The 20,973-nt window shown below is 68.6% G+C and carries 14 protein-coding genes; 12 read left to right on the forward strand and 2 right to left on the reverse strand.

Features of this window, described 5'->3' with window-relative positions; all coding sequences use genetic code 11:
• The first annotated feature begins 103 nt into the window (after positions 1 to 103).
• From ACWGRX_RS23295 to ACWGRX_RS23350, 12 genes are all read left to right on the forward strand, one after another.
• Positions 104 to 2,239: a baseplate megatron protein TIM-barrel domain-containing protein gene (locus ACWGRX_RS23295; RefSeq protein WP_452119572.1), complete on the forward strand. Its 2,136-nt coding sequence runs from the start codon at positions 104 to 106 to the stop codon at positions 2,237 to 2,239.
• 186 nt (positions 2,240 to 2,425) lie between these two features.
• The gene (locus ACWGRX_RS23300) at positions 2,426 to 2,752 is read left to right on the forward strand and encodes a PepSY domain-containing protein (protein WP_452119510.1); all 327 of its coding nucleotides are present in this window, start codon (positions 2,426 to 2,428) and stop codon (positions 2,750 to 2,752) included.
• Positions 2,753 to 2,795: 43 nt separating this feature from the next.
• Positions 2,796 to 3,461 carry a response regulator transcription factor gene (locus tag ACWGRX_RS23305; protein ID WP_291634883.1) on the forward strand — a complete coding sequence of 222 codons (666 nt, stop codon included), beginning with the start codon at positions 2,796 to 2,798 and terminating at the stop codon, positions 3,459 to 3,461.
• 8 nt (positions 3,462 to 3,469) lie between these two features.
• On the forward strand, positions 3,470 to 4,846 hold the full coding sequence (locus ACWGRX_RS23310) for a sensor histidine kinase (RefSeq protein WP_452119511.1): 1,377 nt from the start codon (positions 3,470 to 3,472) through the stop codon (positions 4,844 to 4,846).
• 78 nt (positions 4,847 to 4,924) lie between these two features.
• On the forward strand, positions 4,925 to 6,034 hold the full coding sequence (ccmI, locus tag ACWGRX_RS23315; protein WP_452119512.1) for a c-type cytochrome biogenesis protein CcmI: 1,110 nt from the start codon (positions 4,925 to 4,927) through the stop codon (positions 6,032 to 6,034).
• Between the two features lie 41 nt (positions 6,035 to 6,075).
• A complete protein-coding gene (ccmE, locus tag ACWGRX_RS23320; protein WP_452119573.1) occupies positions 6,076 to 6,558 on the forward strand; it encodes a cytochrome c maturation protein CcmE in 483 nt (160 codons plus the stop codon).
• Between the two features lie 10 nt (positions 6,559 to 6,568).
• Positions 6,569 to 8,551: a heme lyase CcmF/NrfE family subunit gene (locus ACWGRX_RS23325; protein ID WP_452119513.1), complete on the forward strand. Its 1,983-nt coding sequence runs from the start codon at positions 6,569 to 6,571 to the stop codon at positions 8,549 to 8,551.
• Positions 8,552 to 8,556: 5 nt separating this feature from the next.
• Positions 8,557 to 9,024 (forward strand): cytochrome c-type biogenesis protein, encoded by a 468-nt coding sequence (locus ACWGRX_RS23330; RefSeq protein ID WP_452119514.1) that lies wholly within the window; start codon positions 8,557 to 8,559, stop codon positions 9,022 to 9,024.
• Between the two features lie 130 nt (positions 9,025 to 9,154).
• Positions 9,155 to 10,378 carry a trypsin-like peptidase domain-containing protein gene (locus tag ACWGRX_RS23335; protein WP_452119515.1) on the forward strand — a complete coding sequence of 408 codons (1,224 nt, stop codon included), beginning with the start codon at positions 9,155 to 9,157 and terminating at the stop codon, positions 10,376 to 10,378.
• Positions 10,379 to 10,566: 188 nt separating this feature from the next.
• Positions 10,567 to 11,250: a response regulator transcription factor gene (locus tag ACWGRX_RS23340; protein WP_066470705.1), complete on the forward strand. Its 684-nt coding sequence runs from the start codon at positions 10,567 to 10,569 to the stop codon at positions 11,248 to 11,250.
• Positions 11,234 to 12,733 carry a HAMP domain-containing sensor histidine kinase gene (locus ACWGRX_RS23345; RefSeq protein ID WP_452119516.1) on the forward strand — a complete coding sequence of 500 codons (1,500 nt, stop codon included), beginning with the start codon at positions 11,234 to 11,236 and terminating at the stop codon, positions 12,731 to 12,733. Before ACWGRX_RS23340 ends, ACWGRX_RS23345 begins: the two co-directional genes overlap by 17 nt.
• 28 nt (positions 12,734 to 12,761) lie before the next feature.
• On the forward strand, positions 12,762 to 15,710 hold the full coding sequence (locus tag ACWGRX_RS23350) for a bifunctional [glutamine synthetase] adenylyltransferase/[glutamine synthetase]-adenylyl-L-tyrosine phosphorylase (RefSeq protein ID WP_452119517.1): 2,949 nt from the start codon (positions 12,762 to 12,764) through the stop codon (positions 15,708 to 15,710).
• Positions 15,711 to 15,739: 29 nt separating this feature from the next.
• On the opposite strand, the gene ACWGRX_RS23355 is transcribed toward ACWGRX_RS23350, so the two are convergent.
• Positions 15,740 to 18,013: a PAS domain-containing sensor histidine kinase gene (locus ACWGRX_RS23355; RefSeq protein ID WP_365876462.1), complete on the reverse strand. Its 2,274-nt coding sequence runs from the start codon at positions 18,011 to 18,013 to the stop codon at positions 15,740 to 15,742.
• A 256-nt stretch (positions 18,014 to 18,269) separates the two neighbouring features.
• A complete protein-coding gene (gene pepN / locus ACWGRX_RS23360; RefSeq protein ID WP_452119518.1) occupies positions 18,270 to 20,912 on the reverse strand; it encodes an aminopeptidase N in 2,643 nt (880 codons plus the stop codon).
• Positions 20,913 to 20,973 lie beyond the last annotated feature (61 nt).

Raw genomic sequence — 20,973 nt, forward strand, 5'->3', positions numbered from 1 at the left:
GCGGCCGCTTGCCCCCCACCTGCGCGCGCGGTGGCTCGGGGGCGGGGGCTTTGCCGGTTTTCATCTGCCCGTGGTTTAGCGCCGGCCCCTCCCGCGCCTGCCGATCAGCGACGGGGCCTATGGCAAGCCCTGGATCTTCCGGCCCAAGGACCTGCCGGGCTGGTGGTCCAACCTCCATGTCGAACGCTGGCTCGGCTTCGAGCTCGGCTCCGCCACGCCCTGGCAACCTGGCTCGAAGCCGATCTGGCTGACCGAGATCGGGCTGCCTGCGGTCGACAAGGGCGGAAATTCGCCGAACGTGTTCCCCGATCCGAAATCGGTCGATGGCGGCTATCCGCATTTCTCGACCCGCGCTCGCGACGATCTCGTGCAGGCGCGCGGCCTCGAGGCGCTCCTCTCCGGTTTCGATCCGGCGCTGCCGGGCTTCGATCCGGCGATCAATCCGATTTTCGGGCCGGGCGGGCAGCGCATGGTCGATCCAGCCAATGTCTATGTCTGGACCTGGGATGCTAGGCCTTTTCCCGCCTTTCCCGAGCTGGAAACGGTCTGGGCGGATGGTCCCAACTACGACACCGGCCACTGGATCAACGGCCGGATCGAAGGGGCGACGCTGGATCGGCTGGTAAGAGCGATCCTCGCCGAATACGGGCTGCCGGTCCCCGACGAGATCGCGATCGACGGCTTCCTCGACGGCTATGTCCTCGACCGGCCGCTTTCGGTGCGGCAGGCTCTCGAACCGCTCGCCCAGGCTTTCGGCTTCGACGTCACCATGTCTTCCGGCCGGCTGTGCTTTCGGGGCCGCGGCGCTGCGGTCCCGCGCCGGCTTTCCTCCGACGATCTGGTGCTGGATCGCGATGGGCAGCCTTTCGAGCTTCGCCGGGCGGAGGAAAGCGAACTGCCGCGCGAGCTGCGCCTCGCTCATATCGATGGCGACAGCGATTATCGCCGCGTTGCCGCGCGTTCGCGTCGGCTTGCCGGGGCCGCCCGGCGCGAAAGCGCGATTGAAACCGCGATCGTGACCCGGCGCAGCGAGGGCCAGCGCCTGGCCGAGCAACGTCTCCAGGAAACATGGGCCGGTCGCGAGACGCTGGACCTCGAACTCTCTCCCCGCTGCATCGATCTCGAACCCGGCGATGTCGTCTCGCTGGAGGTCGCCGGGCATGCCCGCCTGTTCAGGCTCGTGCGGATCAGCGACGGTAGCACGCGCAAGGCGAGCGCCCGGGCGGTCGAGCCGGCGATCTACCGGGCCGCCACGCCGGGCGCTGTGGCTGGGCGCGCGGTGAAGCTCGCGCCGCGGGTGGCGGGGCGCCCGGATGTGCTGATGCTCGATCTGCCGATCGCCCGCGAAAATCCGCCGGCACTGCAATACCTCGCAGCTTTCGCCGATCCCTGGCCGGGTGCGCTGGCGATCTGGCGTGCGGCGGAAGGCATGCCTTTCGGCTTGCACGGCCTCGTGGCGGCACCATCGCTCATGGGCGAGACGCTGACCGTGCTGGCGCCCGGGCCGCTCTGGCGGACGGATCGGCAAGCCAGTGTCGATATCCGCCTGCGAGGCGGTGCGCTGGCCTCGGTCACGCAGGAGGCGGCCCTTGCCGGCGCCAACGCGTTCGCCCTGCTCGACGGGGACGGTGTGGTCGAGCTCCTGACCGCTGCGCGCGTCGAGCTGATCGGTCCGCGGCGTTTTCGGCTTTCGCATCTGGTCCGCGGCCTCGGCGGCTCCGAGCCGGCCACCGGGCGGGTTCTGGCGGCCGGTTCACGCCTGGTCGTTCTCGATGGCGCCCTCGAGCCGCTGAGCTCCTCCCATGACGATATCGGTCGTGCCTGGCGCTACCGGGTCGGCCCTGCCAACGCCGATCTGGGCGGGACGGCGATGCGCGAGTTCGTCGCGACCGTCGGCAGCCTGGCATTGCGTCCTTTGGCGCCGGTACATCCGCGGGCCCGCCGCCTGACGGAGGGCGTGATGCTGAGCTGGATCAGGCGCACGCGCATCGACGGCGATTCCTGGGAAGCCTTCGAGGCGCCCCTCGGCGAGGAGAGCGAAGCCTATCGGCTGACCATCCATCGGGCGGGCGCGGTCATACGCATCATCGATACCGACCGTTCGAGCCTGCTCTACACTTCCGCCAGTGAGATCGCGGATTTCGGGGCGGTGCAGCCGCAGCTGGACATCGCGGTCGCGCAGCTCAGCACCGCGGCCGGCGCCGGGCAGGCCTGGCGCGGCCTCGTCACGATTCGCTGAGCTGACGTGTTTTCGAACGAAGCGGGTATCGGTTTGCGTGAAGACAATGCGATAAGCCGGCCTATCGGGGAATCGACGCGATTCAGGAGAGGGGCGGAAATGGTTGGGGCTTGCCCGGCCTTCAGCGCTTCGGAAACCTGCCGGGCAGGGGTGTTCATGGCGCATTCACGCGGGCAGGATTAGCGCATGCTGATGATGCCGCTCGCTTCGACCACCGCCATCTTCGCCACGCTGACGCTCGCGGCTTCGCCGGTGATCACGGCCGACACCGCGCCGCCGATCTCCTGCCTGTCGGCCAGCGAGACACGCGATGCGGTTTCGGAAGGCAAGGTCATGCAGCCGGCCGCGGCCTCCCGGCACGCGCGCGATGCGGCGCCCGGAGAGGTCGTCCGGATCCGCCTCTGCCGGCTCGGCGACGACTATGTCTATGTCGTCACGACCTTGAAGCGCGACGGGCGGGTCGCTCGCGTGACCCTCGACGGGCATTCGGGCAAGGTGGCGGATATCCGCTAGTTCGGCTATTTCCCCCTGACATTTGCAATGGAGTGATCCCGCCGTGCGACTGCTCGTCGTCGAGGACGACAAGGACCTCAACCGCCAGATCGTCAACGCGCTCGAGAATGCCGGCTATGCCGTCGACAAGGCTTTCGACGGCGAGGAGGGGCTCTATCTCGGCGAGACCGAGCCCTATGACGCCGTCATCCTCGATCTCGGCCTGCCGAAGATCGACGGCGTCTCGGTGCTCCAGGGCTGGCGCCGGGCGGAAAAGACGATGCCCGTCCTGATTTTGACCGCGCGCGACCGCTGGAGCGACAAGGTCGCCGGCTTCGACGCCGGCGCCGACGACTATGTCGTCAAGCCTTTCCATATCGAGGAACTGCTTGCCCGGGTGCGCGCGCTGCTGCGCCGGGCTGCCGGGCACGCCACCTCCGAACTGACCTGCGGTCCCGTCCGCCTCGACACGCGCGCCAGCCGCGTCGTCGTCGACGGCAATCCGGTCAAGCTGACCTCGCACGAATACCGGCTTCTGGCCTATCTGATGCACCATCAGGGGCGCGTCGTCTCGCGCACCGAACTGGTCGAGCATCTCTACGACCAGGATTTCGACCGCGACTCCAACACGATCGAGGTTTTCGTCGGCCGTCTGCGCAAGAAGCTCGGGGTCGAGATCATCGAAACCGTGCGCGGCCTGGGCTATATCGCCGCGGCCGCCAAGGCCTGACGCGCATCATGCCCGCCTCGCGACGCCGTTTCTCGCTCGGGGCGCGGCTGTTCGTCTCGGCGGTGATCTGCTGCGCGCTGGTGCTGATCCTCGCGGGCTTCGGCCTCACCACCTTCTACCGCCGTTCGGCCGAGCGCGGCTTCGACGAGCGCCTCAGCGTCTACATCAAGGAACTCGTCGCCGATCTCGCAGCCCCGCCCGAAGCCGAGCGGCAGGCTATCGGCGATCTCGGCGAGCCGCGTTTCGATCTGCCGCTGTCCGGCTGGTACTGGCAGATCATCAGGCTCGACGGCGAGCGCCCGAACGTCCGCACTTCGCGCTCGCTGGTCGGCGGGCAATTGCCCAAGCTGCTCGACCAGCCCTTGCGGCCCAATGCGCGCGGCCTGCGCGAAAGCTATATCTCGGGGCCTGACGATCGCGAGCTGCGCATTCTCGAGCGCGAGATCGATGTCGGCGAGGATGGCCGCTTTACTGTCGGCGTCGCCGCCCCCGCCGACGAGATCGACGGCGATATCCGCGATTTCCGCTTCGCCCTGACCCTGACCTTCCTGCTGCTCGGCCTGGCGCTCGTCGCTTCGACCCTGATCCAGGTCCGCTTCGGTTTGCGCCCCCTGGTTCGTCTCGGCTCTGCCGTCGGCAAGGTCCGTACCGGCGAGAGCGCCCGCATCGGCGGCGAATATCCTCCTGATCTCGCTCCGCTCGCCGGCGAGCTCAACCAGTTGATCGACGCCAACCGTGAGATCCTGGAGCGGGCGCGGACGCAGGTCGGCAACCTCGCTCATGCGCTGAAGACGCCGCTCAGCGTGATGCAGAACGAGGCTGAAGCCGCGCAGGGGCCGCTGTCCCAGACCGTTCGCCACCAGACGGCAATCATGCGCGATCAGGTCCAGTACTATCTCGACCGTGCCCGGGCGGCGGCACTGTCCGGTGCGCTCGGCGGCGTCACCGAGATCGCGCCTTCCCTTGATGCGTTGATCCGGACCTTTCAGAAGATCGCGCATGGGCGCGCCGTCCGGGGGGGGCATGACGTCGCACCCGACGCCAGGTTCCGCGGCGAGCGGCAGGATCTCGAGGAAATGCTCGGAAACCTGCTCGACAACGCCTTCAAATGGGCTCGCTCTCAGGTCCGGGTCAGCCTGGATACCGGCCGCGACTTGCCGGAGGGGCGCCTGGCCCTGCTGATCGACGACGACGGTCCCGGCTTGCCGGACGAGGCCATGGCCGATGTGATCAAGCGCGGCCGCCGGCTGGACGAGACCACGCCGGGTTCGGGGCTCGGGCTCTCCATCGTCGTCGATCTCGCCAAGCTCTATGGCGGTGGGCTGACGCTCGAGCACTCGCCGCTGGGCGGTCTCAGGGCCCGGCTGATTCTGCCGGCTGTTTGATGCCGCGCATTGCCCGCGTGACCCTTTGTCGCCATCTTCGGGCATGAAGCGCGTCGCGCGATTGGTTATTAACGGCCGATGTTGATCTGGATCATCTTTGCGGTCATGACGGGGGCTGCGGTCCTCTCCGTGCTCTGGCCGCTCGGCCGCCGCCAGCCGCCGATCTTCGCCGACACGGCGGGGGCGGCTTCGCTTTACCGGGCCCAGGTCGCGGAGATCGAGCGCGATCTCGGCCGTCGCCTGATCGGTGCCGCCGAGGCGGAGGCCGCCAAGGCCGAGGCGGCGCGCCGGCTGCTGCGGGCGGCCGAGGTCGAAGCCGCGCCTGCGGGCGACAGCGAACCTTCCCTGCGCCGGCGCCGCGCCGCTTCGGCGATCGCGCTCTCTTGCGTGCCGCTGCTGGCCTTGCTCGTCTATGGTGCCTATGGCTCGCCGAGCATGCCGGACCAGCCGCTGGCGGCGCGCCTCAAATCCGATGCCGCCGGGCAGGATTTCGCGATCGCGCTGGCGCGGATAGAGGCCCATCTCGCAGCCAATCCGAATGACGGCAAGGGCTGGTCGGTCCTGGCGCCGGTCTATCTGCGGCAGGGCCGCTTCGAGGACGCCGCGAAGGCTTTCGCCGCCGCTATCCGCCTGGACGGTCCGACTGCCGAGCGCCATGCGGGGCGCGGCGAGGCCTTGATCCTGGCGGCCGGAGGGGTCGTCACCGTCGGCGCGCGCGAGGCTCTGGCGGAAGCGGTCAAGCTTGACCCCGCCAACCCCCGCGCCCGCTTCTTCCTGGCGATCGGCCAGGAGCAGGACGGCAAGATTCCGGAGGCGATCGCCTCGCTCCAGGCCCTGCTCGCCGGCGCGCCGGCGGATGCACCCTGGAGGGCGCCGGTCACGGCGCGTCTCGAAAGTCTGCAGGGCCCGGCAGATTCTGCCGCGGCCGCGATCGCCAAACTGCCCGCCCAGGACCAGTCGGCCGCGATCCGCGGCATGGTCGACAGCCTGGCCGCCAGGCTCGGCGAGGGCGGCGGCACGCTGGCCGAGTGGTCGCGCCTGATCCGCTCGCAGAGCGTGCTCGCGGATCGGCCGGCGGCTCTCAAATCCCTGGCGACGGCGCGCGAGCGGCTCGCGGCCGATCCCGACGCGCTCGCGGCGCTGGCCGCGCTCGCTGGCGAACTCGGCTTGCAGGAGGCATCCCGATGACCGCGCAGACCGGCTTTCCACGCAGCCCGGTGCGCAAGGGCATGACGCGAAAGCAGCGCCGGATGGTGCTGATCGCCTCGGCCGGAGCGGTGCTCGCGATCTCGGCCGGGCTCGTCGCCTATGCGCTGCGCGACAGCATCGTCTTCTTCTACGGGCCGACCGAGGTGGTCGAAAAGGGGCTCATGCCGGGCACGCGCCTGCGACTCGGCGGTCTGGTCGGCGAGGGGTCGGTCGTGCGCACGCCTGGCCAGAAGGTCAGCTTCACGGTGACCGATGCCAAGACGACGATCACCGTCAACTATACCGGCCTCCTGCCCGATCTCTTCCGCGAGGGCCAGGGCGTTGTCACCGAGGGCGTGCTCGAAGCGCCAGGCCGCTTCCGCGCCGACTCGGTGCTCGCCAAGCATGACGAGAACTACATGCCTCGCGAAGTCGCGGACGCTTTGAAGAAGCAGGGACATTGGCAGCCGGGTGACGCCAAGGCGGGGGTGGACGCCGCCACCACGCCGGCGCCGGCGAAATAGGGCTAAAGCGATGATCGTCGAAATTGGTCACTTCGCCTTGGCGCTGGCGCTGGGCGTCGCCGTTATCCAAACGGTGGTGCCGCTCTGGGGCGTCGCCCGTCAGGATCCCGTGCTGGCTTCGGTCGGCCCGGCCGCGGCGATCGCCTGCTTCCTGCTCGTCGCGCTCGCCTTCGGCAGCCTGATGTTCTCCTATGTCGCCTCGGATTTCTCGGTCGAGAACGTCGCTTCGAATTCGCATTCGGCGCAGCCCCTGATCTTCAAGCTGACGTCGGTCTGGGGGAACCATGAGGGCTCGATGCTGCTCTGGGTCCTCATCCTCGTCCTTTTCGGCGCGTTGGTCGCGCTGTCCCGGCGCTCGCTTCCGGCGCGGCTGCGGGCCGGCGCGTTGGCCGCCCAGGGCTCCATCACGGTCGCCTTCCTTGCCTTCACGCTGCTGACCTCCAACCCGTTCCGCCGACTCGTCCCGGCGCCGGCCGAGGGGCAGGACCTCAACCCGCTGCTCCAGGATCTCGGTCTCGCGATCCATCCGCCGCTGCTCTATGTCGGCTATGTCGGCTTCTCGATCTCCTACGCCTTCGCCGTGGCGGCGCTGATCGACGGGCGCATCGATGCCGTCTGGGCGCGCGCGGTCCGGCCCTGGACGCTGCTGGCCTGGACCTTCCTGACGCTCGGCATCTCCATGGGCTCCTACTGGGCCTATTACGAGCTCGGCTGGGGCGGCTGGTGGTTCTGGGATCCGGTCGAGAACGCCTCGCTGATGCCCTGGATCGCCGGTACGGCGCTGATCCATTCGACCGTAGTGATGGAGAAGCGCGACGCGCTCAAGGTCTGGACGATCCTGCTTGCGATCCTGACCTTCTCGCTCTCGCTGCTCGGCGCCTTCATCGTCCGTTCGGGCGTCCTGACCTCGGTGCATTCCTTCGCCACCGACCCGCAGCGCGGCCTGTTCATCCTGGCCATTCTGGTCTTCTTCGTCGGCGGCTCGCTGGCGCTGTTCGCCTGGCGGGCACCGCTCCTGCGGCAGGGGGGGCTGTTTGCGCCGATCTCGCGTGAGAGCGCGCTCGTCGTCAACAATCTCTTCCTCGCCACCGCCTGCGCCACCGTCTTCGTCGGAACGCTCTATCCGCTGGTGCTGGAAATGCTGACCGGCGACAAGATCTCGGTCGGCCCGCCCTTCTTCAACGCGACCTTCGTGCCGGTGATTGTGCCCCTGCTGCTGCTGCTTCCGATCGGCCAGTCGCTCGCCTGGAAGCGTGGCGATCTGCTCGGTGCGGCCCAGCGCGCCCAGTTCGCTTTCGGCTTCGCCGTGCTGGTGACGATCGCGCTGCTCGCCCTGACGCGCGGCGGCCCCGTACTCGCCCCGCTCGGCGTCGGGCTTGGCGTCTTCCTGGTCGTGAGCGCGTTCTGGGATCTCGGCGAGCGCGTCGTCGCCCGCGCCAGCGGCGCCGCCGCGATCTGGTCGCGGGCACGCGGCCTGCCGCGCTCGATCTGGGGCACGGCCTTCGCCCATGCCGGCGTCGGCGTCACCGTGATCGGCATCGCCGCGACCGCCTGGAGCACGGAAGGGATCGGCTTCCTGAAGCCCGGCCAGAGCCTGACCAGCGGCCGCTACACCTTCACGCTGGAATCGATCGCGCCGCGCAGCGGGCCGAACTTCACCGAGGAGGTCGCGCGCTTCAAGATCCGGTCCGGCGAGCGCGAGATGAAGCCGGTCGAGTCGATGAAGCGGATGTATACGGCGCGCGCCATGCCGACGACCGAGGCTGGTATCCGCAGCGACGGATTCAGCCAGGCCTATGTCAGCCTCGGCGAGCGCGAGGCCGATGGCAGCATCGCCGTCAGGGCCTATGACAAGCCGCTGGTCCTGCTGATCTGGATCGGCTCGCTGATCATGGCCTTCGGTGGCGCGCTCTCGCTGACCGACCGGCGCTTCCGGGTGGCTGCGCCGCGGCGCGCCGCGCCTGCCGCTACCATGCCGCAGCCGGCGGAGTGAGGTCGATGCGCTTCGCCTCTCTGCTGCTCTGCCTCGGGCTCGCCTTCGCCGGGCCGGCCATGGCCGTTCAGCCCGACGAGATCCTGCCCGACGCTGCGCTCGAGCAGCGAGCGCGCGAGATCTCCTCGGGGCTGCGTTGCCTGGTCTGCCAGAACCAGTCGATCGACGATTCCGATGCGCCGCTGGCCAAGGATCTGCGCATCCTCGTGCGCGAGCGGCTGGTCGCCGGCGACAGCGATCGTGCCGTTACCGATTTCGTCGTGGCCCGCTATGGCGACTTCGTGCTGCTGCGGCCGCCGGTCAATGCCCGCACGCTCGCGCTCTGGATGGCGCCTTTCACGATCCTGGCCGCCGGCTTGCTCTTCCTCTGGCGGCGCCGGCGGATGAACGACGCGCCTGCCACGGCGACCCCGGCGCTGACAGCCGACGAGCAGCGCCGCCTCGACGAGTTGACGCGCGCCGAGTCCGATTGAGCCCGGTCGAAGCCTCACAGCGAACCTTACGAAATCGTCATGCTCGGGCGAAATCCGGGTAAGGCGCCAAGCCTCATGGTGCAGGGGACGAAGCAGGAAAGACCCTGCGATCCGCCGCGAGGTTTGCATCATGAATACCAACGAGAACAAGACCGAGAACACCTTCCGTCAGCCGGCTCCGGCCCGCTCGATCCTGAAGCGCGGCGCGCTGATCGCCGGCGCTGCGACCCTGAGCATCGGCCTGATGGCCGGTCTTGCCGACAACCTGCTGACCAGCCATGGCGGCGCCAACGCCCAGCCGATCCAGCTTTCGGGCGTGCAGATGCAGCTACCCTCCTTCGCCGACGTCGCCGAGAAGGTGAAGCCGGCCGTCGTCTCGGTCCGCGTCAACTCGCGCCTCGCCGCCACCGGTGAGGAAGGCGAGGGCGGCCCGAACGTCCTGCCGCCCGGCCACCCGCTGGAGCGCTTCTTCCGCCAGTTCGACGAGCAGCAGAACCCGCGCCTCGGCCGGCCGGCGCCGGAGCGTCGCGCGATGTCGCAGGGTTCGGGCTTCTTCGTCAGCCAGGACGGCTATGTCGTCACCAACAACCACGTCGTCGAGAAGGCGTCCCAGGTCGAGCTCGTCACCGATGATGGCAAGACCCTGACCGCCAAGGTCGTCGGCACCGATCCGCGCACCGATCTTGCTCTGCTCAAGGTCAACGAGTCCGGCAACTATCCCTTCGTCCAGCTGGCCGGCGCCAAGCCGCGCATCGGCGAGTGGGTGATGGCGGTCGGCAACCCGTTCGGTCTTGGCGGCACGGTCACGGCCGGCATCGTCTCGGCCCAGGGCCGCGACATCGGCTCGGGTCCCTATGACGACTTCCTGCAGATCGACGCGGCGGTGAACCGTGGCAATTCCGGCGGCCCGACCTTCAACCTCAAGGGCGAGGTCGTCGGCGTCAACACCGCGATCTTCTCGCCGTCCGGCGGCAATGTCGGCATCGCCTTCGCCATTCCGGCGGCGACCGTCAACAGCGTCGTCGAATCGCTGAAGAAGGACGGCACGGTGGCGCGCGGCTTCATCGGCGTGCAGATCCAGCCGGTCACGGCCGAGGTCGCCGATGCCATCGGCCTGAAGGACGCCAAGGGCGCCCTGATCGCCTCGGCGCAGGTCGACGGTCCGGCCGCCAAGGCCGGCCTGAAGCGCGGCGACACGATCCTGGCCGTCAATGGCGAGAAGATCGCCGACGCTCGCGATCTCTCCCGCAAGATCGCTACCTTCGCGCCGGGCAGCAAGACCAAGCTGACCGTCTGGCGCGACGGGAAGGAGCGCGAGTTCTCCTTCGAGGTCGGTCGCCAGCCGGCGGCCTGATCCGGGCTAGTCCAAGTCGGGCGTGTTCCAGCGCGTCAGTGTAACTTATAGCTGGAACATGCTCCGGGCGGATGGATTTCCCCGGCTGTCACGTCGCCCCCATGCCGGGGAACCCCACCGCTTCCGCGGCAGGTCGGATCGTCACATCCGGCCTGCCGCTTTTCCTTTTGCTGAGGTAACTTGCCGCCATGCGACTCCTGATCGTCGAAGACGACGCCGAAGCGGCGGCCTATCTGGTCAAGGCTTTCCGTGAAGCCGGGCATGTTCCCGACCATGCAGCCGATGGGCTGGAGGGCTATGCGCTCGCCCAGGGCGGCGGCTACGACGTGCTGGTCGTCGACCGCATGCTGCCGCGCATGGACGGGCTCTCGCTGATCCGCTCGCTGCGCGAGCAGGACGACGCGACGCCGGCCCTGATCCTTTCGGCGCTCGCTCAGGTCGACGACCGGGTCAAGGGCCTGCGGGCCGGCGGCGACGACTACCTGCCCAAGCCCTACGCCTTCTCCGAGTTGCTCGCCCGCGTCGAGGTTCTGGCCCGCCGGCGCGGCGCTCCGGCCTCCGAGCCGACCACCTACCGGGTCGGCGATCTCGTGCTCGATCGGCTCGCCCATCGCGTCACCCGCGCCGGCGAGGAGATCGTGCTGCAGCCGCGCGAATTCCGCCTGCTCGAATATCTGATGAAGCATGCCGGGCAGGTCGTGACCCGCACCATGCTGCTGGAGAACGTCTGGGACTATCATTTCGACCCCCAGACCAATGTCATCGACGTCCATGTCTCGCGGCTGCGCGCCAAGATCGACAAGGGCTTCGAGCATGCGATGATCCACACCATCCGCGGCGCGGGATACATGGTCCGTGACACAGCTCGCTGATCCGGCGCCGGCCGGCGGCCAGCGCTTCCTGCCGAACCTCTTCCGCACCACCGCCTTCAAGCTGACGGCGGTGTATCTCGTCGTCTTCGCGCTCTTCGCCGCGTTCGTGCTCGGCTATGTCGCCTGGAACGCCAAGAGTCTGCTCGACGACCAGATCCGCTCGACCATCGATGCGGAGATCCAGGGCCTGGCCGAGCAGCAGCGCCTTGGCGGCATCCGGCGGCTGGTCCAGGTCATCGAACGGCGCTCGCGCGGTCCGGGCGCTTCGCTCTATCTCGTGGTCACGCCGACGGGCGAGCGCGTCGCGGGGAACATCGAGGCGCTCCAGCCCGGCACGCTCGACCGACCGGGTGAAAAGGAAATCCAGTATGCGCGCTCGTCGGAGGCGCTCGACCAGGTCAACCACGCGATCGTCCGCGTCTTCATGCTGCCGGCCGGTTTCCGGCTGCTCGTCGGCCGTGATGTCGAGGAGCGCGAGCGGCTGCGCGTCATCATCAAGCGCGCCGCCGCCTGGTCGCTCGTGCTCGTCGTGGTGCTCGGCTGCTTCGGCGGCTGGTTCGTGGCGCGGCGCGTGCTCAAGCGCATCGACGGCATGACCGACAGCGCCCGCTCGATCATGGCCGGCGACCTCAAGGGCCGGCTCGCCGTTTCCGGCACCGGTGACGAACTCGACCGTCTCGCCCTTAATCTCAACGCGATGCTCGACCGCATCGGCGAGCTGATGAGCGGCATGCAGCAGGTCTCCGACAATATCGCCCATGACCTCAAGACGCCGCTGACGCGCCTGCGCAACCGCGCCGAGGAGGCGCTGCGCACCGCGGAGACGCCGGAGCAGCTGCGCGCCGCATTGGACGGAGCGATCGACGAGGCCGACGGGCTGATCCGCGTCTTCAACGCGCTCCTGATGATCGCCCGCCTCGAGACCAGGCAAATCAGCGACAGCATGGCCCCGCTCGACCTCGCCGAGATCGTCGACGGGCTGGGCGAGCTCTACGAGCCGCTGGCCGAGGAGGCAGGGCTCGCGCTCTCGGTCAAAGTCGAGCCCGAGCTTTCGCTGACCGGCAATCGCGAGCTGATCGGCCAGGCGCTGGCCAATCTCATCGACAACGCCCTGAAATACGGCAAGCCGGAGGGGGAGGCGCCGGCGACGGTCGAGGTCACGGCAAGGCGCGTCGGCGACATGGTCGAGCTCGGCGTCGCCGATCATGGCGCGGGCATTCCCGAAGCCGACCGAGCCCGGGTGCTCGAGCGTTTCGTCCGGCTCGACAAGAGCCGCAGCAAGCCGGGCTTCGGCCTCGGCCTGGCGCTGGCTTCCGCGGTGGCGCGCCTGCATGGCGGTGCGGTGCAACTCGCGGACAATGCGCCCGGGCTGCGTGTCGAGATGTCCCTGCCGCTGGCGCCGCCCGCTGTGGAAAGTCCGGCCGTGGAAGAGCCTGCGGGCTCGACTTCCCCGCCAAAGCCGGCAGGGTTCCAGTCGGCCTGAATCGGGCCGTTGCCGGGGAGAGGGCCTCATGGGCGAGCCGCTATGCGAGCGCTTGAAGGCGGCGCCGGTCCTGCCGGCAAGGACGAGGGCCGAGCCGCTGGTCGCGCGTGAGTTGCTTGAGCGGCTTCATGATGCGGAGGCGGGCGCGGCGCTCGCCGCGCATTTTTCCGGGTATCCGGCCGCGCAGGATCTCGTTGCCGGCATCCTCGCCCATTCGCCCTTCCTCACCCAGATCATGCGGCGCGACCCGGCCGGGCTGCTCGCATCCCTGACTGCCGACCCGGCCGAGCGTCGCGACGGGCTGCTGCGTGGGATCGCGGAGGCTTCCGGTCCCGAGACGGCCACCGCCGATCTGATGCGCGAGCTGCGCCGTTTCCGGCAGGCGATGGCGCTGCTCGTCGCGCTGGCCGATATCGGCGGGGCCTGGACGGTCGAGGAGGTCACGCAGACCCTGAGTGCGACGGCCGACATGGCGGTCAGGCTCGCGACAGAGCATGCGCTGCGCCAGGCGGCCGATCTCGGCCGGATCACGCTGCCGGATGCAGGCGATCCCGGCGCCGGCTCGGGCCTCGTCGTGCTCGCGCTCGGCAAGCATGGCGCCGGCGAGCTGAACTACTCTTCCGATATCGATATCGTCGTCTTCTTCGATCCGGAGGTCGCCGAGGCGGCCGGTGTCGCCGAGCCCTCGAGCTTCTTCGTCAAGCTCACCCAGCAGATCGCCCGCATCATCCAGGAGCGCACGCCGGACGGCTATGTCTTCCGCGTCGATCTGCGGCTGCGGCCCGACCCCGGCTCGACCCATGTCGCGGTCGCCCTGCCCACCGCCTATTCCTATTACGAGACGGTCGGCCAGAACTGGGAACGCGCGGCGATGATCAAGGCCCGCCCGGTCGCTGGCGACCTCGAACTCGGCCGCCGCTTCATCGCCGATCTCGCCCCGTTCATCTGGCGCAAATATTTCGACTTCGCCGCCATCGCCGACATCCATGCGATGAAGCGGCAGATCCAGTCGGTGAAGGGCTTCGAGACGCTCAGCCTGCCCGGCCACAACGTCAAGCTCGGCCGTGGCGGCATCCGCGAGATCGAGTTCTTCGTCCAGACCCAGCAGCTCGTTTTCGGCGGCCGCAGGCCGGCGCTGCGCGGGCCGCGGACCGTCGACATGCTGGGCGAGCTGACCAATGAGGGCTGGATCAACCCGCAGGCCCGCGACGAGCTCACCGAATCCTATCGCTTCCTGCGCACCATCGAGCATCGCCTGCAGATGCGCCATGACGAGCAGACCCAGACCCTGCCGGCCGAAGCCAAGGACCTGGAAGCTTTCGCCCGCTTCTGCGGCTATCCCTCTACCCTTGCCTTCGACAAGGCGCTGACCGCGCATGCCAGGCGGGTCGAGAGCCATTACGCGTTGCTCTTCGAGGATGCGCCGAGTCTCGCCAGCGATGCCGGGGCGCTCTCCTTCACTGGCACCGAGGACGATCCGGAGACGCTCGAAACGCTGCGCAAGCTCGGTTTCCGCCAGCCCTCGGTGGCGGCCGAGACGGTGCGCGGCTGGCATTTCGGCCGCCGGCCGGCCGTGACCAGCGCCCGCGCCCGCGAGGTCCTGACCGAGCTCACCCCAGCCCTGCTGGTCGCGCTCGGGCGCACCACCGATCCCGATGGCGCGCTCGCCCATCTCGACAACGCCTTCGTGCGCATGCCGGCGGCAGTCGAACTTCTGACCCTGCTGCGCTCCCGCGAGGCTTTGCTCGGCATCTTCGCCGAGATCCTCGGCAGTGCGCCGCGCCTCGCCAAGGTCGCGGCGCTCTACCCGCATGTGCTCGACGCCGTGATCGATCCCGCCTTCGGCACGCCCGGCCAGGGCGGCGAGGCGGTGGCAAGACGCGTCCGGGCGGTCGTCGGCATGCCCGAGAGCGTCGAGGACGGGCTCGACCGGATGCGCGATGCGGCGCGCCAGGAGAATTTCCTGGTCGGTGCCCGCCTGCTGTCGGGGGTGATCACCGCCGAGCAGGCCAGCCATGGCTATGCGGCGGTCGCCGAGGCCTGCCTGCGGACGGCTTTCGAGGATACCCGCACCGCCTTCGTCGCCGAGCATGGGGTCATCCCCGACGCCGAGGCTGTCGTGGTCGGTCTCGGCCGGCTCGGAGCCGGGGAGCTGACCCCGTCCTCCGACCTCGACCTGATGCTGCTCTACGACCGGCCCGAGCATGCCGAGCCGAGCGCCGGTGCGCGCCCACTCGATCCGGTCACCTGGCATGTGCGCTTCAGCCAGCGCCTGGTCGCGGCCCTGACGGTGCCGACGCGGCGGGGCACGCTCTATCAGGTCGATCTGCGTCTGCGTCCCTCCGGCAACAAGAGCCCTGCTGCGACGCAGTTCGAGGGTTTCATCGCCTATCATCAGGGCGAGGCTGAGATCTGGGAGGAGATGGCGCTGACCCGCGCCCGCATCGTGGCGGGCGATCCGGCGCTGGGCCAGCGCGCCGAAGCCGCCATCCGCGATATCCTGCGGCGTCGGCGCGACCCGGCCAAGGTCGCGGCGGCGGTCGCCGAGATGCGCGCTTTGATCGCGAAGGAGAAGGGCGAGGCCGATCCCTGGGACCTCAAGCTCGCCGCCGGTGGCCTGACCGATCTCGACTTCCTCGCCCAGTTCCTCGTCCTCGCCCATGCCCATGATCACCCGGAACTACTGGCCCGGACCACGGCGGGGGTGTTCCAGGCGGCGCGCGGCACCGGCCTGATCGCGGAGGAGGATGCGCTGCGTCTCGCCGAAGCGGCGCGGTTGCTCGGCGACGTCCAGCTCTGGCAGCGCTTCACGGTCGAGGAGCGCTTCGATCCCAAGGCGGTGCCGGAACGCGTGCTGCGCCGGATCGCGACGGCCGTTGGCCTGCCGGACGCCAAGGTGCTGAAGGCCGAACTCGACGAGACGCGCGGGCGGGTCCGGGCGCTGTTTCGCCAGATCCTGGCCGCGGCGAAGGGCTGAAGGCCAAGGCCGCCGGCGGCAGGCCGCGATCAGGCGGCGACGAGATCGAAGCTCGGGCTGCTTTCGTGCTTCAAAGGCAGGTGCACCATGACGATGGTGCCCGAGCCCATCACCGAACGGATGCGCAGGCCGCCGCCATGCAGCTCGGCCAGCGAGCGGGCGATCGCCAGCCCCAGCCCCGAGCCCTTGTAGCTGCGCGCCAGCTCGCCCTCGACCTGCTCGAAGGGGCGGCCGATCCGGCCGATCTTCTCAGGCGGGATGCCGATGCCGGAATCCTCGACATAGATGTTGAGGGCGCCCGGCGCCGGCCGCACGCGGACCGCGATCGTGCCGCCTTCCGGCGTGAACTTCACGGCGTTGTCGAGCAGGTTGGAGAGGATCTGGAACAGGGCATGCGAATCCGCCTCGAGGCGCAGGTCGCCGGGCACCTCGCAGGAGAAGGAAAGCTGCTTGCCGGCGATCGCTTCCTGGTGGGTCCGTGCCGCCTCGGCGATGACCGGATCGAGCGCGACCTCGGTCTTTTCCAGCGTGACCTTGCCGGCCTCGATCTTGGCCATGTTGAGGATGTCGTTGATCACGGCGAGCAGATAGCCGCCGCTGGAGCGGATGTCGCGGACATACTCCTCATAGCGCTCCGAGCCGAGATCGCCGAACAGCCGCGCCTCCATGATCTCGGAGAAGCCGATGATGGCGTTGAGCGGCGTGCGCAGCTCATGGCTCATATTGGCGAGGAATTCCGACTTGGCCCGGTTGGCGCTCTCGGCCGAGGCCTTCTGTTCGAGATAGAGCTCGGCGAGCTCCGCGAGCTGCTGGGCCTGGGCCTCGAGCTTCTGGCGCGAGGCCTTGAGGTCGGTCACCGAGGTCAGAAGCTGGTGCTCGGAGCGGGTCAGGCGCTCTTCCTGCTGCTTCAGCGTGGTGATGTCGGTGCCGACCGAGACCGAGCCGCCATCCTTGGTGCGGCGGCCGTTGATCTGGAGCCAGCGCCCGTCCGAGAGCTTGGCTTCGTAGGAATGGCTGCCGGGTTCGGCGCGCGAGCTGCGGACCGGCTCGCGGTCGACGCTGGGCTGGGCGCTGCAGCCCATGATCGCCTCGTAGCTGGTGCCGGCGCGCATCAGTTCCGCCGGGAGCTGGTGGAGCTGCTGGTATTTGGCGTTGCAGAGCACGAGCTTGCGGTCGGCGTCCCAGAGCACGAAGGCTTCCGAGATCGCCTCGACGGCGTCGCGCAGGCGCGCATCGGCGGTCGCGGTGCGGGCGGCCATGCGGTGCTGTTCGGAGATGTCGACGACGATGCCGACGAGATGGCGGGCGCCGGTGCGGCGGTCGATCACCAGCTCGGCGCGGGCCTTCAGCCAGATCCATTGACCGCTGGCGTCGCGGACGCGGAACTCCTGGTCGAGATGGGTCGCCTCATCGCGGCTGATCGCGTCGGCGAGCGCATAGAGATCGGCATCGTCGGGGTGGATGAAGGCGTTCACTTCGCCGAAGGACATGAACTCGCCCATGCGGTCGTAGCCGAGCATGGCGTACATGGAATCCGACCAGTAGATCCGGCCCTTCGCCAGGTCCCAGTCCCAGAGGCCGCAATGGCCGCGGCTGAGGGCGGTGTCGATGCGCTCGCGCACGCAGTCGCAATCGTCGTCGGCGGCGCGGGCGCGCTTCGACTGCAGGATGAAGGCGAGGGTGATGCCGGCGAGCACGATCGCGGCCGAGACGAACAGCACGAGGATCGAGCGGCTCCGCTCCTCCCAGAGCGACAGGGCTCCCTTGACCGGCTGGAGCACGGCGACCTGGCCGAAGGGCGCGGCGAGGTTGCGCACGGTCGCCAGCGTCTCGAGGCCGCCCGGCAGCATGATCCTCATCACCCCGGCGCGCTCGGCGAATACCGTCAGGGCCTGGGCCGGACCGAGCAGCTCGACGAGGCTGCGGCTGCCGCTGCCCAGCATCGGTTCGCTGGCGATCACCCGGCCGGATACGTCGCTGACATGCACGATGCGGCCACGGCCGGCGATGTGCCTGGTGCTCAGGCCGGCAAGGATGGCGCGCAGGTTTTTCTCGTCGCGGGAGGCAAGATCGAGCTCGCGAGCCAGCAGGGTGGCGAGAATATCCAGATCTGTTTCTGTATCGGCGAGAGTGTCGTCTCGCAGCGCGCTGGTCTGGACATAGGCGCCGAGCGCCATGATCACGACAAAACAGGCGACCAGAGCCGGTATTACCTTGCGGAAGGTAGGTTCCAGCTTTTCAAAGCGCTGGTAGAGCGGGTGCGTCAGGGATCTTGCGACCCCCAGAATTGAGCCAGCGCGCACGTTTGCGCAAGCCGCGTTTGCACGCGCCATGCCCGTCCCCCTTCGGAAGATGTACCGTCAGTAAGATCGGGAGACGTGCCGCATCCCCGAATCAGTTTCAGTTGAATCCGCGGGCGGTCTTTTGTCTAGCTTTGAGTTGAGTGATACACGCACTTTACGCGCTATGGTTGCTTAAAATTGTCGATGAATCCTGTGCGCGTAATGAAGCGTTAACCATTTCGACTGGCGGCGCCGGAGCGCCGCTTTTGCCGTAACGTCAGGCCAGCGAGCGGGCCGCGATATCGGAAACGTCGCGTGACAGCCCCGGCGTCGCCGCGACCATGCGCAGCGCGCTCCTGGCCAGGTCCCGCCGGCCCGGTTCGAGCATGCGCCAGGTCTTGAACGCGCCGAGCAGACGCGATGCAACCTGGGGATTGGCGCGGTCGAGCTCGGTGACGATGCCGGCGATGAAGCCGTAGCCGGCGCCGTCGGCGCGGTTGAACTGCGTCAGATTGGCGGAGAAGCCGCCGATCAGCGCCCGCACGCGATTGGGGTTGCCGAGCGAGAAGGCCGGGCTCGCCATCAATGCCTTGACGCGGTCGAGCGTGCCGGCTTCCGGGATCAGCGCCTGCGCCATCAGCCATTTGTCGAGGACGAGGGGTTCGTCGGCATAAAGCTCGGCGAAGCGGCCGATCAGAGCCTCGCGCGCCTCGCCGGGGATCAGCGTCATGGCGGCCAGCGCCGCGAGCCGGTCGGTGAGGTTGTCGGCCTCGGCGTACCGGGCTTGTGCCAGGGCGCTGGCTTCGACCGGCAGGGCGAGGGCGAGCAGGCCGAGCGCTTCGTTGCGCAGCGCCCTTTGGCCGGCGGGGCCGGCCGCCGGCGAATAGGGGCCGTGCTGGCGCAGCTGCGCCTGCAATGCGGAGAGCGGCTCCGCCAGGGCCGCTCCGATCGCCCGGGACAAGGCGCGATGGGCCGCGAACACGGCATCGGGGTCGACATCCTTGCCGATCTCGCGGGCGATGTCGGCGGCGCTCGGCAGGCGCAGGACCTGCGCGGCGAAGGCCGGGTCGGCCATGGCCGGGCCGGCGAGGAAATCCGCTAGGGCGGCCGCGAGTTCGCGGGCCTTGTCGGCGAGCTCGGAGAGATTGCCGCTCTTGCCCGCGCGCACCAATGCCCGGGTCGCCACGGTCTGGAAGGCCTGCCAGCGGTTGAAGGAATCGCTGTCGGCGGTGAACAGGCGCAGCAGCTCGGCATCGCCGAGATCGAGCTCGAGCCGCACCGGGGCCGAGAACCCGCGCAGCAGCGACGGGGTGGGGGCCTCGGAAAGGCCGGTGAAGGTCAGGTTGAGCGAGGGCTGGTCGAGCACGACGACCCCGCCCGCCTTCAGTGCCGGGGAGATACTGTTGAGCGGCAGGTCGCCGGTTTTCCCGACGAGGCCGAGCGCCAACGGGATCACGACGGGCGCCTTTTCCTCCTGCCCCGGCGTCGGTGGTGTCGATTGCGCGAGTTCGAGCGTGTAGCTGCCTGCTGCCGCATCATAATGGCCGGAGGCGACGACTGTCGGCGTGCCCGCCTGCTCGTACCATCTGGCAAAATGCGTGAAATCCTGGCCGGAGGTCTCGATGAAGCAGTCGAGGAACTCCTCGATCGTCGCGGCTGTGCCGTCGCAACGCTCGAAATAGAGGTCCATGCCACGCGCGAAGGCGTCGTCGCCGGTCAGAACCTTGAGCATGCGGATGACTTCCGCGCCCTTCTCATAGACCGTCGGCGTGTAGAAGTTGTTGATCTCCTTGTAGGCGCGCGGCCGGACCGGATGGGCGAGCGGGCCGGCATCCTCGGAGAACTGGGTCGAGCGCAGAGTGCGGACATCGGAGATGCGCTTCACCGGGCGCGAGCGCTCGTCGGAGGAGAATTCCTGGTCGCGGAAGACCGTGAGACCCTCCTTCAGGCAGAGCTGGAACCAGTCGCGGCAGGTGATGCGGTTTCCGGTCCAGTTATGGAAATACTCATGGGCGATGATCGCCTCGATCGAGATGTAGTCGCCGTCGCTGGCCGTCAGGGGATCGGCCAGGACATATTTGTCGTTGAAGATATTGAGGCCCTTGTTCTCCATCGCGCCCATGTTGAAGTCCGACACGGCGACGACGTTGAACACGTCGAGATCGTAGTTGCGGCCGAAGACGCGCTCGTCCCAGCGCATGCAGCGCACCAGCGAGTCGAGCGCCCAGCCGGCGCGCCCGGCCTTGCCCGGCTCGACATAGACCGCGAGCTCGACCTTGCGGCCCTCGGCGGTGACATAGGGCTGGCGGATATGGTCGAGCCGGCCGCCGACGATGGCGAAGAGATAGGCCGGCTTGGGGTGTGGGTCATGCCAGACGGCGAAATGGCGCTCGCCGCCGGGGAGCTCCCCGGAGGCGACGAGGTTGCCGTTCGCCAGCAGAACCGGCGCCTCGGCCTTCACCGCCTCCAGCCTGACCGTGTAGACGCTCATCACGTCCGGTCGGTCGAGGAAATAGGTGATGCGCCGGAAGCCGTCGGCCTCGCATTGCGTGCAATAGACGCCGCTGGAGCGGTAGAGGCCCATCAGCTTGGTGTTGGCGGCCGGGTTCAGCTCCGTCTCGATCCGCAGCGAGAAGGCCCGATCGGGCGGGGAGGGCAGAGTCAGAGACTGCGGCGTCGCCGTATAGAGAGTGGGAGCGAGCGGCACATCGTCGAGCGCGATCGAGCCGAGCGCGAGCTCGTCGCCGTCGAGCACCAGCGGCGCGCCCTGGCGGCCCTGCGGGTTCGGCCGGAGCTTCAGCAGGGAGCGCACCCGCGTGCGGTTCGCATCGAGGAGGATGTCGAGGTCGACGGTGTCGATCAGCCAGTCGGAAGGGCGGTAGTCCTCGAGGCGGATCATCGGGGCATCTTCGGCGCGCATGGCTCGTCCGATCATTGGAAAGGCTGGTTGCTTGTCTTACAGGCTGGGCGGGCGATCCGAA

The organism is Allobosea sp. NPDC055594 (assembly GCF_053618995.1).

Bases quoted from the DNA above. Each gene is read 5' to 3' on its own strand.
- ccmI (WP_452119512.1), top strand. From the start codon at position 4,925: ATGTTGATCTGGATCATCTTTGCGGTCATGACGGGGGCTGCGGTCCTC.
- ccmE (WP_452119573.1), top strand. From the start codon at position 6,076: ATGACGCGAAAGCAGCGCCGGATGGTGCTGATCGCCTCGGCCGGAGCG.
- pepN (WP_452119518.1), bottom strand. From the start codon at position 20,912: ATGCGCGCCGAAGATGCCCCGATGATCCGCCTCGAGGACTACCGCCCT.
- ACWGRX_RS23350 (WP_452119517.1), top strand. From the start codon at position 12,762: ATGGGCGAGCCGCTATGCGAGCGCTTGAAGGCGGCGCCGGTCCTGCCG.
- ACWGRX_RS23310 (WP_452119511.1), top strand. From the start codon at position 3,470: ATGCCCGCCTCGCGACGCCGTTTCTCGCTCGGGGCGCGGCTGTTCGTC.
- ACWGRX_RS23340 (WP_066470705.1), top strand. From the start codon at position 10,567: ATGCGACTCCTGATCGTCGAAGACGACGCCGAAGCGGCGGCCTATCTG.
- ACWGRX_RS23325 (WP_452119513.1), top strand. From the start codon at position 6,569: ATGATCGTCGAAATTGGTCACTTCGCCTTGGCGCTGGCGCTGGGCGTC.
- ACWGRX_RS23300 (WP_452119510.1), top strand. From the start codon at position 2,426: ATGCTGATGATGCCGCTCGCTTCGACCACCGCCATCTTCGCCACGCTG.
- ACWGRX_RS23335 (WP_452119515.1), top strand. From the start codon at position 9,155: ATGAATACCAACGAGAACAAGACCGAGAACACCTTCCGTCAGCCGGCT.
- ACWGRX_RS23330 (WP_452119514.1), top strand. From the start codon at position 8,557: ATGCGCTTCGCCTCTCTGCTGCTCTGCCTCGGGCTCGCCTTCGCCGGG.